Origin of the sequence: Erwinia sp. (assembly GCF_049696395.1) — a bacterium.
Lineage (GTDB): Bacteria > Pseudomonadota > Gammaproteobacteria > Enterobacterales > Enterobacteriaceae > Erwinia.
Genome location: NZ_JBAVTT010000051.1, coordinates 1 through 10087 on the forward strand (window position 1 = coordinate 1; position 10087 = coordinate 10087).

Consider the following 10087-nt stretch of genomic DNA (forward strand, 5'->3'; position numbering starts at 1 on the left):
GTGCTGAATCCAGCAAAAAAAACCCATAATTAACATTATTGAATCAAATAATTAACAACTACACCACGAAAAAAGCACGTTAAATTCCCCAATTCACTTAAAAATCGTGCATCAGTTAAGGGGAAAAGCAGACAAAAAATCTTTGTAACCACTGTTTACCAACCTCACGCGAGTGTAAACTCAAAAAAAATTAACCATATATTCCAGCAAGTTATATATGTCACCTGTCAACGTAAATCAGGGTAAACCGCCTTGCCATCACCAAAGTGCCCTCTTTGTCTGCCTTTTAGTCATTATCTGAATTTACCCATCGGCAGTAAATCCTTAAAGCCAACGGTGATATCATCGCGCCTACTCGACAGGAGGAACAGTGGTGTCCTTTTCAGGGAATCAGGGCCGAAACGGATCACGCGCAAAATGCTATTGAGTGCAGAGTCTGACACAAAGCCCAGTTTAAAAATTGATAAACCAATATCAGGGTAAAGCTATGGAAACCTCATCGTTTTTGGCAAAACGAAATATCGGTCTCGACTTTTTACGAGCCGTACTTATTCTGGAGGGTGTCCTCTACCATGCAGCAAGAAGCCTACCGGGCAGTAGCAATGCATGGTACTACGTCGCCGACAAGAACGAGTCAGTGGCTTTCTCAGCGCTGATTGAATTTGTTCATACTTTCCGTATGGAGGCCTTTTTCTTCCTGTCTGGTATGTTCTCGGCCATGGTCATTTTAAGAAAAGGTCGCGACTTCTTTATTGATAACCGAAAAAAGCGTGTTCTGTTGCCGTTGGTGGGGGCGTTCTTATTTATCCCGCCGATCATGTATGTCCTCACGGCATTTATGAAAGGTAATCCGCTGGATGTAAATGGATTATTAAGCTCCTGGACTTATTTGCACCATCTTTGGTTCCTGGTCTCGCTATCGGTTATGTCGTTGATTGTCCCCGTCAGTCTATGTGATAAAGTGGCTTCGCTGTTCAGATCGCTGCCATTGCCGGTGATAGTCGCTGCGATTATTATTCTCGCCAATTTCTTCTTTGCCGTTAAGTATGTAGTTAAAGATATGGGTGAGTTCGTGGCACTGATTCCTGTCACCGCCCGTTTCTTGATCTACTATCTCGCTGGTTATGCTTTATATGTTAATCGGGATAAGATCCCTCAAATTAAGACCAGTAAAATCATCAGTAGCTGGCTTATTCTGCCTATGGGTGTGGTCACTTTCCTGGCGTTTTATTACACCTTACATAACCATATTGAAGGGGTGACTAAATATGTCCCAACCCTTTTGGCCAGCGTTTTCTCCGTACTGATCTCGTTCTGGCTGGTATTCTTCTTTGAAAAAATGCGTATTAAAGAGAACAGCCTGGTGAAACTGGTGGTGGACTCAGCGCTGGTCGTTTATATCCTGCACTATCCTATAGTGATCTTGTTCTCGTACTTAGCAGATACCTGGATAGCGAAAGAGTACTCCCTTGTGTATGTTGCTTTTATCACTGCTGTAGGGCTGGGGATCAGTTTCATCCTTTACGCCATGGTGAAGAGAAACAAAGTCCTCTCTTTACTATTTGGCTTAAAACCAGCAACGGCAAAGCCCGTGGTTATTCCTGCACAATCGGAATAACAGAGGCCAGACCTGAAGCGAAGGGTTTCAGGGCAGTTCACCGTTAACAGTAAAACGCACCGATAAGGTGCGTTTTACTTGCGGGCATCCAGCCAGATGGCGTAGGCCTCATCCCAGATAGCCGCTGGCGAGCCAGCTTTACCCAGCCCGAAACCATGCCCACCACGGGTGATATTGATCTGCTCTACTGGCACGCCCATTCTTCGGCAGACGTTATGCATGATGATGGTGTTGTGCGGGTTAGAGACCCTGTCATCTTCCGCCTGCGCCAGGAAGGTCGGGGGGAATTTGCGGGTGACGTAATTCTCTACCGACCAGTTAGCCTCTTCATTGGCAGAGGCATCATTACCGACCAGCTGTTTATGCGTTGTGGTGTGGGTATAAGGCGGTTCAAGGGTGATTACCGGATAAATCAGCCCCACGCTGTCGACAACCGGAACGACATTATCCAGCGCATCTTGCGGTTCGTAGGTGACAAAATCAGGACGCGCCGCCGCCATACCAAACAGGTGGCCACCAGCCGAGAAGCCCAACAGGTGCACCTTTCTCTCCATCGAACGGACCAGGCGAATAGCCCGTTGAGCATCCTGTAAGGGGGCAAGGCTGCCTGCGTGCCACTTCTCACGCGGTAAGCGGTAGCTGAGGACATACGCGGTATACCCTCGGGCGTTCAGCCAGCGCGCCACGGGCCAGGCTTCGCCCCCCATGCCGATCCAGCGATACCCCCCACCCGCAGCAATCAGCACTGCCGATCCGTTAGGGTTTTCAGGTTGGAAACGTTGAATGGCCGGGCTGACGATATTCGACCACGAGCCATTGGCAGAAACATGAAGGTTTCCGCTTGGGCCGCCGCCGCCTGGCGGTTCGTCCTGCCACAGAGGGATAATATCTTCTCTGGCAAACAGTTTTCCGGTGGTCATCGCAAGCAAAGTGGCGCCGGTTCCTAATATCAACCGACGACGACTAATCATCTGGCATTTCCGTCCTCAGTCTTCTTAATGCTGGTGAGCCGTGGCCTGTAACGACCGTCAGATATCATGCAATGAAAATGCCAGAAGTTATTCGCAGAATAACCGCATTTCAGCGTGATTTCAGGGAGAGTTGACGACCATGATTATTTTTATTGGCATGGAACAAAGGCTCTTCACCGCTTTTTATGCGATTTGCCCCTGCAGATGCAAGTAAAACAGCTCGTTCAGGCGAAAAAAGTGGGGAATCCGCCCGGAAAACCGGGCAGAAGGGGATCAGGTGCTGCTGAGCTTATCTTTACGGGACAGGCTGTCCAGATAGCCCATCACAAAGGCTGAGAGCACGAAGGTCAGGTGAATGATCACGTACCACATCAATTTGTTGTCAGGGATATTTTTCGCATCCATAAACACCCGCAGCAGGTGAATGGAAGAGATGGCGACAATAGAAGCCGCCACTTTGTTCTTCAGCGAGCCGGAATCCATTTTTCCCAACCAGCTGAGTTTCTCTTTGTGGTCGGCAATATCCAGTTTAGACACGAAGTTTTCGTAGCCGGAGAGCATTACCATCACCAGCAGGCCGCCGACCAGCGTCAGGTCGATCATCGACAGCAGGACCAGCACCAGATCGTTTTCCGCCATCGCCAGCACATTCGGCAACAGGTGAAAAACCTCCTGGAAAAATTTTATCGCAAGCGCCAACAGACCCAGCGACAGCCCGATATAGATCGGCGCAAGCAGCCAGCGTGAAGCATAAATGAGGTTTTCAGCAAAACGTTCCATAGCATCCCGTAAGCAAATTAACACGGGGGCCAGTATACCCGAGGAAATGTTAAATTTTGCATAACGCGGGCTTATCAGACCGATATTTAACGGATTTTACGTGGCAAAGCGGGCTTTTTACTTAAGCTGGCTTGAGAAGCTGACGTCACCGACTGTGCCGACGGCCTCAACCGGTCTCATCACTCGTTGAACCTGACGTGCATAGCCCGCCAGACCCTGAGTAAGGTCCTGCCCTGCTGCGGTTTCGCTAAAGCAACTGCCCGGATCGCAGTGGATAGCCACCACGCTTACCGCAGCATGTGAGCCCAGGGTTACGGCAAAAGCGGGGCTGCTCATCGCCAGGGCGATAAGGAACAGCGGGGTCTTTTTCATCATCGTTAACTTATATGAGGTGTAGGGTTAAAGGTTTTGCCTGGCTACGCTGACTTAGTGAAATTCACGGTGCTGGTTGCGATAGTCTCTTGGCGTGATATTAAAATGCTTTTTAAACACTCGCTGGAAACACTGCTGGGAAGAAAACCCCAGATCCATTGAGATGGTCATGATAGTTTTGTGCGAACTGATCAGGCTTTTTGCCGCTTCGTCCAGTCGACGGCAGCGAATAAAAGTGCCCAATGTCATCCCCTGTTGCTCTTTAAATGCACGTTGCAGGTGCCATTTTGAATAGCCCGATCGGGCTGCTACGGCCTCAATATTCAGACCATCATCGAGGTGCTCTTCAATCCAGTCGATGATGACTTCTACGATTTCGCCTTTCACTTGATCTCTCCTGGGACGCACAGCCTGCATCAGGCCGCCGCCATTTGCGCGATGGGTTTATTATAAGTTTATGTTTTTGTTATATATTGAGGTGATATGCAAAAAAATATGCAACATATCAAATATTGATGGTGTGGATGTTATAAAGAAGTTTAAAATAGTTCAAATAGATAATTTCAATCTCCGTTTATAGATAGTCTCTATAAGGCTGTAAATCATGATGGATCTCAATCTTGTTCGTGTGTTTATCGCGATTTATGAAACACGCAGCGTCAGCGGCGCAGCAGACCGTCTGTTCATTACTCAACCCTCCGCCAGCTATGCCTTGTCCCGTCTGCGAAATGCCACCAATGACGATCTCTTCAAGCGTAGCCGCGCCGGAATGGAACCCACGCCCACCGCCTTGCAGCTGTATAAAGTGTTCAAAAAGTCGCTGACGGGGATTGAAAAGGCGGTCGCGGATACCCGTACCTTTGTACCAGCCACTTCGCGGCAAAAATTCCGTCTGGCCCTTTCTGACCTGGGCGAGCTGCTGTTACTGCCCCGACTGGTGGCGGCTTTACGTGTTGAGGCTCCCCATATTCAGCTTGAAGTGGTGGCGGTAGAAACCCTGCGGCTGAATGACTGGCTGCTGACCGGGAAAATTGATGCTGCCATCTGCAACCGCAACGAGACCATCTCATCGGCGCAGCGTGAACTGCTGTTATATGAACGCTATGTCTGCCTGCTGAACGAACATCACCCACGCATTGGTGCAACGCTTTCGTTTGATGAGTACATGGGTGAGCAGCACGTGATTGTGGCCGCTACCAGCGGACACCATATTGTCGAGGACCGGCTAAAAGAGTTTGGGCTGGAGCGGGACATCGCCCTGGAAGTGCCGCGTTTCTCCGCGCTGGGTGAACTGATCTCCTCAAGCGAATTGCTGGTGACACTGCCCTCCGCAGCCGCCAAAATTTATCTGCGCCGCGGGAATGGCCGTCTGCTGGAACTGCCTTTCCAGGTAGCCGATCAGGAAGTGTTTGTGTATGCGCACACTGAAATTGGCGATATCTCCGCCAAGACCTGGTTCTACAATTTCCTGAAGGATGTCGCGCCAGGCATGATGGATCACTGAGTCCGCATAGAGGCTTCTGCCAGGAGATTCCTCGACAGAGAGCACATTCCTGCAAAGCCTTTTTGCCAGGCGGACATTCAGTGGCTGGAATGTGAAGCGCTTCAAGCTACCTTGTGACTCTTGCTGAATATCCCTGCTTAATTCCCCCTTTATTCCAACATAAGCACAATGACCGTTGCCTGACTGCGCTCCTATATTTGAAAGAAAAGGCCACAAGGTAACTTCTTATGAAGGCAAGAAACGGCTCGCATGTCCGTATCTGGATATTGATGTTGATCTTATTTCTGTCGGTCATTGCTTATGCAGACCGATCTATTCTGTCGATTGCCGGGGGCGCAATTAAAGATGAATTTGGGCTCTCGCCCATTCAGTTGGGATTCGTGCTTTCCGCTTTTAGCTGGGCTTATGTCATTGGGCAAATTCCCGGCGGCTTATTTCTGGATCGGTTTGGCACCAAGAAAGTCTATGGTGTCACTTTAGTTCTGTGGTCACTTTCAACGTTGGCTATGGGCTTTATTGGCGAGTTTTCTCAGGGCGTCACCAGTGCGTTAATTATGATGTTCAGCCTGCGTTTTGTGCTGGGGTTAATTGAAGCCCCCAGCTTTCCGGCTAATGCTCGCGTAGCGATTATGTGGTTCCCCAAATCTGAACGCGGCCGCGCTTCTTCGCTGTTTGCTTCCTCACAATATTTCGCGGTGGGGATCTTCTCCCCTCTTTCAGGCTGGCTGGTTTCTGAGTTTGGCTGGCCGTGGCCGTTCTTTGTTCTTGGTGTGATTGGCATTGTCGCCTTCTTCGCCTGGCTTTGGTATATGAAGGAGCCGCGCCAGCATCCAAACGTCTCCCGCCAGGAGTTGAATTACATTGTTGAGGGCGGCGGGCTAATCGATATTGACTCCTCGGCCGCAAGGAAAGATAAAAACCGCCTCTCGCGTGAAACGTTCCGCAAATTGCTGACTAACCGGATGCTGTGGTGTGCTTATATCGGCCAGTATTGCACCATTGCTCTGAGCTACTTCTTTATTACCTGGTTCCCTATTTATCTGGTTCAGGCAAGGGGAATGGATATTCTGCACGCTGGATTTGCCACAGTTGCACCTGCGCTGTTCGGCTTTGCCGGAGGGATCTCTGGCGGGGTAATTTCTGACTATCTGATCCGCACCGGCTGGTCCGTCTCCTGGGCGCGTAAAACGCCTTATATAGTCGGAATGCTGATGGCCGCGACCTTAATTGCCGCTGCAGGAGCCAACAGCAACTTCTGGGTCATCGCCATTATGTCCTTCGCTTTCTATGGCAAGGGCATTGCGGCGGGGGCCGGAACCTGGGCGATTATCAGCGATACCGCGCCGAAAGAAGCGGTTGGTCTGGCTGGCGCTATCTTTAACTGCGTCGGGAATATTGCCGGCATCGTCACGCCTATCATCTTCGGTTATCTGGTTGCCATCACCGGCAGCTACAGCCTGGGGCTGGTGTTTGTTGGCGCACATTGCGTGGTCGCGGCCTTCTGCTTCCTGTTTATCATGGGGCCAATTGTCCGCGTTGGCGGCGAAACGCCGGAGGATGATGTGCAGTACAAGCTGACACAAGGCGTGCGTTAACCTGACATCGAACGCCATCGCACCGGCTTTAGCGGCCCGTGCGGTGGCGGTATCAGTCGTTGATCTTCGCAGTAAAAACCTTCACCTTAGCCTTTCGTGATCTATCCGGTACGGGTTCCCGTACTCGCCGTAATGACGGAGTGCAGCTATGTCTCTTACCCTTCTGACGCAGCTGGCCGATCTTCCCGCCAGTCAGTGGGATGCTTTAACGCCAGACGACCAGCCTTTTATCAGCCATGCGTTTCTCAGCACGCTGGAAGAGAGCGGCTGTCTGGGACAAGGCACTGGCTGGCAGCCTGAGCACCTGCTGTGGAGTGAAAATGGCGAGGTAAAGGCGGCGCTGCCTGGCTACCGTAAAACGCACTCCAGAGGAGAGTATGTATTCGATCACGCCTGGGCAGATGCCTGCCAGCGAGCTGGATTGCCTTACTATCCCAAGTGGCTGGCTGCCGTGCCGTTCAGCCCGGTAACCGGTGCGCGCTTACTGGGTGAAGCTGATGCGGGAAAAAAACTGCTGCAGGGAATACCCGACTTTCTGCAACAGCGCCAGATGCACAGTGCCCACATCAACTTCGGTAACAGCTTTACGCATGACCAGCTGGCTGAGGAAGAGAACTGGCTGCCGCGCCTGGGCTTACAGTATCACTGGCACAATCCAGGTTACCGCGACTTTCAGGACTTTCTCGACACGCTGATGTCCCGCAAGCGCAAACAGATCCGCAAAGAGCGGCAGCTGGTTGCCAGCCAGGGATTTGAATTTGAGTGGCTGAGCGGCAACCAGCTTAGCGAATCCCATTGGGATTTTGTTTACGCCTGCTACGCCAATACCTACGCCGTTCGCGGCCAGCGCCCTTATCTAACCAGAGCCTTTTTCAGCCTGCTGGCGGAAAAAATGCCGCAGGCCATTCGCGTGGTGCTGGCTACCCAAAACGGACTGGCCGCGGCCATGGCCTTCAGCCTGATGGACGGGAACACGCTGTATGGGCGCTACTGGGGCTGCCTGGAAGAATTTAATCGCCTGCATTTCGAGACCTGTTTCTATCAGGGGATGGATTATGCGATTGCCCACGGCTTACAGCGCTTTGATGCGGGTGCTCAGGGTGAACACAAGCTGATACGCGGTTTTGAGCCGGTCATCACCGAATCCTGGCATTATTTGCGTCATGAAGGTCTGCGTGAAGCCGTAGCCGATTTCCTGCAACAGGAGCGGGCTGGCGTGGCTGTCTGGGCAGAAGAAGCGCGGGAAGCCTTACCTTATCGTCGTCAGGGTGATGAGGGATAATGTCGGCGTTAACAGCCTGACTGCGCCTGGAGCAGGCCGAGAAAAAGTGCACGGCCCTGCTAAAAACAGGGCCGTTTCCAATCAGTCCTCGCCAACAAAACCGCCGGTTTGATGCGCCCAAAGTCGGGCATACAGTCCCCCTTTCTCCAGCAGTTCCTGGTGCGTGCCCATTTCGGCAATACGCCCCTTCTCCAGCACCACCAGACGGTCCATTTTGGCAATCGTCGACAGGCGATGGGCAATGGCAATCACCGTTTTTCCGCTCATCAGCGTTTCCAGACTCTCCTGGATAGCCGCTTCCACTTCCGAATCCAGCGCGGAGGTCGCTTCATCCATAATCAGGATGGGCGCATCTTTCAGCAGCACCCGGGCGATGGCAATACGCTGACGTTGGCCGCCAGAGAGTTTCACCCCACGCTCACCCACATGCGCATCCAGCCCGTAACGGCCCTGTGGGTCAGACAACAGGGGGATGAATTCATCCGCTTTAGCCTGGTGGATGGCCTGCTCCAGCTCGGCTTCGGTTGCATTTGGCCGACCATACAGCAGGTTGTCACGAATTGAACGGTGCAGCAGCGAGGTATCCTGAGTGATCATGCCGATTTGCGCTCGCAGGCTCTCCTGGCTGACCTTAGAGATATCCTGACCATCAATCACAATACGGCCACCGTCCAGATCGTAAAGGCGCAGCAGCAGGTTAACCAACGTGGATTTACCCGCACCCGAAGGGCCAATCAGCCCTATTTTTTCCCCCGGACGAAGGGTCAGCTCCAGCCGATCGATCACCCGGCGGCTTCCTCCGTAATTGAAATTCACGCTGTCATAACGAATCTCGCCGCTATGGACTTTGAGCGTCGGGGCTTTGGGCTTGTCCATCACGCTAAGAGGCTGCGCGATAGTTTGCAGACCATCCTGAACCATACCGATATTTTCGAAAATCCCGTTCACCACCCACATGATCCAGCCGGACATATTCACGATGCGGATCACCAGACCGGTGGCCAGCGCAATGGCACCGACGCTGATCAGTGACTGAGTCCAGAGCCAGAGCGCCAGACCAGTAGTGCCGACGATTAACAGGCCGTTCAGCGTGGTCACCACCACATCCATATTGGTCACCATCCGCCCCTGCTCGCGGGTTTTATCAGTCTGATCGCCAATCGCCTCGCGGGCATATTGCCGTTCAAGGTCACTGTGGGCGAAGAGTTTCAGGGTGGTGATATTGGTGTAGCCATCAACAATGGTGCCCATCAGTTTAGAGCGGGCATCGGAAGAGGCAACCGAGCGGGATTTCACGCGCGGCACGAAGTACGCCAGGCTGACGACATACCCCACAATCCACAGCAGCAGCGGCACCATCAGCCGCCAGTCAGCTTCGGCAAATAAAATCAGGGCGGTGAGGGCGTAAATCAGTACATGCCATAACGCATCAACCGCCTGCACGGCGGAATCACGCAACGCGTTACCGGTCTGCATGATGCGCTGAGCGATGCGTCCGGCGAAATCATTCTGGAAGAAATTCAGGCTCTGGCGCAGCACGTAGTTATGATTCTGCCAGCGGATCATACTCGTCATGCCGGGGTTGATGGTTTGATGCACCAACAGGTCATGCAGCCCGATAAAGATTGGCCTTAATATCAGCGCCACCCCCCCCATCCAGATCAGTTCTGTCGAGTGATCTTTAAAAAAGGTGGCGGGAGGCGTGCTGTTGACCATATCGATAAGGGTGCTGAGATAGCGGAACAGCGCCACTTCAATAAGCGACCCAATTAACCCCACCACCAGCAGCATAGCGAAGCTTTGCCAGACCTGGCGAAGGTAGTAAACATAAAAGGCCCAGACGCTGTTTGGCGGCGTTGCGCCTGGCGCATCCTGGAAAATATCGATCAGTTTCTCAAAGCGGCGATACAGCATTAAAGGCTCACTTTCCCGGCTAAAAGAACTGATTTTAGTGCATTTTCATCA

At 52.0% G+C, this 10087-nt stretch carries 9 protein-coding genes; 4 read left to right on the top strand and 5 right to left on the bottom strand.

Annotated features, from left to right (window positions below):
* Positions 1 to 487 precede the first annotated feature (487 nt).
* Positions 488 to 1618 (top strand): acyltransferase family protein, encoded by a 1131-nt coding sequence (locus WCC56_RS07140; RefSeq protein WP_424691715.1) that lies wholly within the window; start codon positions 488 to 490, stop codon positions 1616 to 1618.
* A 74-nt stretch (positions 1619 to 1692) separates the two neighbouring features.
* Here the strand turns inward: WCC56_RS07140 and WCC56_RS07145 are convergent, their stop codons facing one another.
* The 4 genes from WCC56_RS07145 to WCC56_RS07160 all read right to left on the bottom strand — a co-directional run bounded on the left by WCC56_RS07145 (position 1693) and on the right by WCC56_RS07160 (position 4128).
* Positions 1693 to 2589 carry an alpha/beta hydrolase gene (locus tag WCC56_RS07145; RefSeq protein ID WP_424691716.1) on the bottom strand — a complete coding sequence of 299 codons (897 nt, stop codon included), beginning with the start codon at positions 2587 to 2589 and terminating at the stop codon, positions 1693 to 1695.
* 273 nt (positions 2590 to 2862) lie between these two features.
* On the bottom strand, positions 2863 to 3369 hold the full coding sequence (locus WCC56_RS07150; protein ID WP_424691717.1) for a TIGR00645 family protein: 507 nt from the start codon (positions 3367 to 3369) through the stop codon (positions 2863 to 2865).
* Between the two features lie 117 nt (positions 3370 to 3486).
* The gene (locus WCC56_RS07155; RefSeq protein ID WP_424691718.1) at positions 3487 to 3744 is read right to left on the bottom strand and encodes a hypothetical protein; all 258 of its coding nucleotides are present in this window, start codon (positions 3742 to 3744) and stop codon (positions 3487 to 3489) included.
* Between the two features lie 51 nt (positions 3745 to 3795).
* Complete coding sequence (locus tag WCC56_RS07160) at positions 3796 to 4128, bottom strand: helix-turn-helix domain-containing protein (protein WP_424691719.1); 333 nt, start codon at positions 4126 to 4128, stop codon at positions 3796 to 3798.
* Positions 4129 to 4345: 217 nt separating this feature from the next.
* Here WCC56_RS07160 and WCC56_RS07165 point away from each other — a divergent pair, with 217 nt between their 5' ends.
* The 3 genes from WCC56_RS07165 to WCC56_RS07175 all read left to right on the top strand — a co-directional run bounded on the left by WCC56_RS07165 (position 4346) and on the right by WCC56_RS07175 (position 8122).
* The gene (locus WCC56_RS07165; protein WP_424691720.1) at positions 4346 to 5245 is read left to right on the top strand and encodes a LysR family transcriptional regulator; all 900 of its coding nucleotides are present in this window, start codon (positions 4346 to 4348) and stop codon (positions 5243 to 5245) included.
* Positions 5246 to 5472: 227 nt separating this feature from the next.
* The gene (locus WCC56_RS07170; RefSeq protein ID WP_424691721.1) at positions 5473 to 6840 is read left to right on the top strand and encodes an MFS transporter; all 1368 of its coding nucleotides are present in this window, start codon (positions 5473 to 5475) and stop codon (positions 6838 to 6840) included.
* A 148-nt stretch (positions 6841 to 6988) separates the two neighbouring features.
* Positions 6989 to 8122 carry a GNAT family N-acetyltransferase gene (locus tag WCC56_RS07175; RefSeq protein ID WP_424691722.1) on the top strand — a complete coding sequence of 378 codons (1134 nt, stop codon included), beginning with the start codon at positions 6989 to 6991 and terminating at the stop codon, positions 8120 to 8122.
* An 81-nt stretch (positions 8123 to 8203) separates the two neighbouring features.
* Here WCC56_RS07175 and WCC56_RS07180 read toward each other — a convergent pair whose 3' ends face one another.
* Positions 8204 to 10036, bottom strand: coding sequence for an ABC transporter ATP-binding protein (locus WCC56_RS07180; protein ID WP_424691723.1), 1833 nt, complete (start codon positions 10034 to 10036; stop codon positions 8204 to 8206).
* Positions 10037 to 10087: the final 51 nt, after the last annotated feature.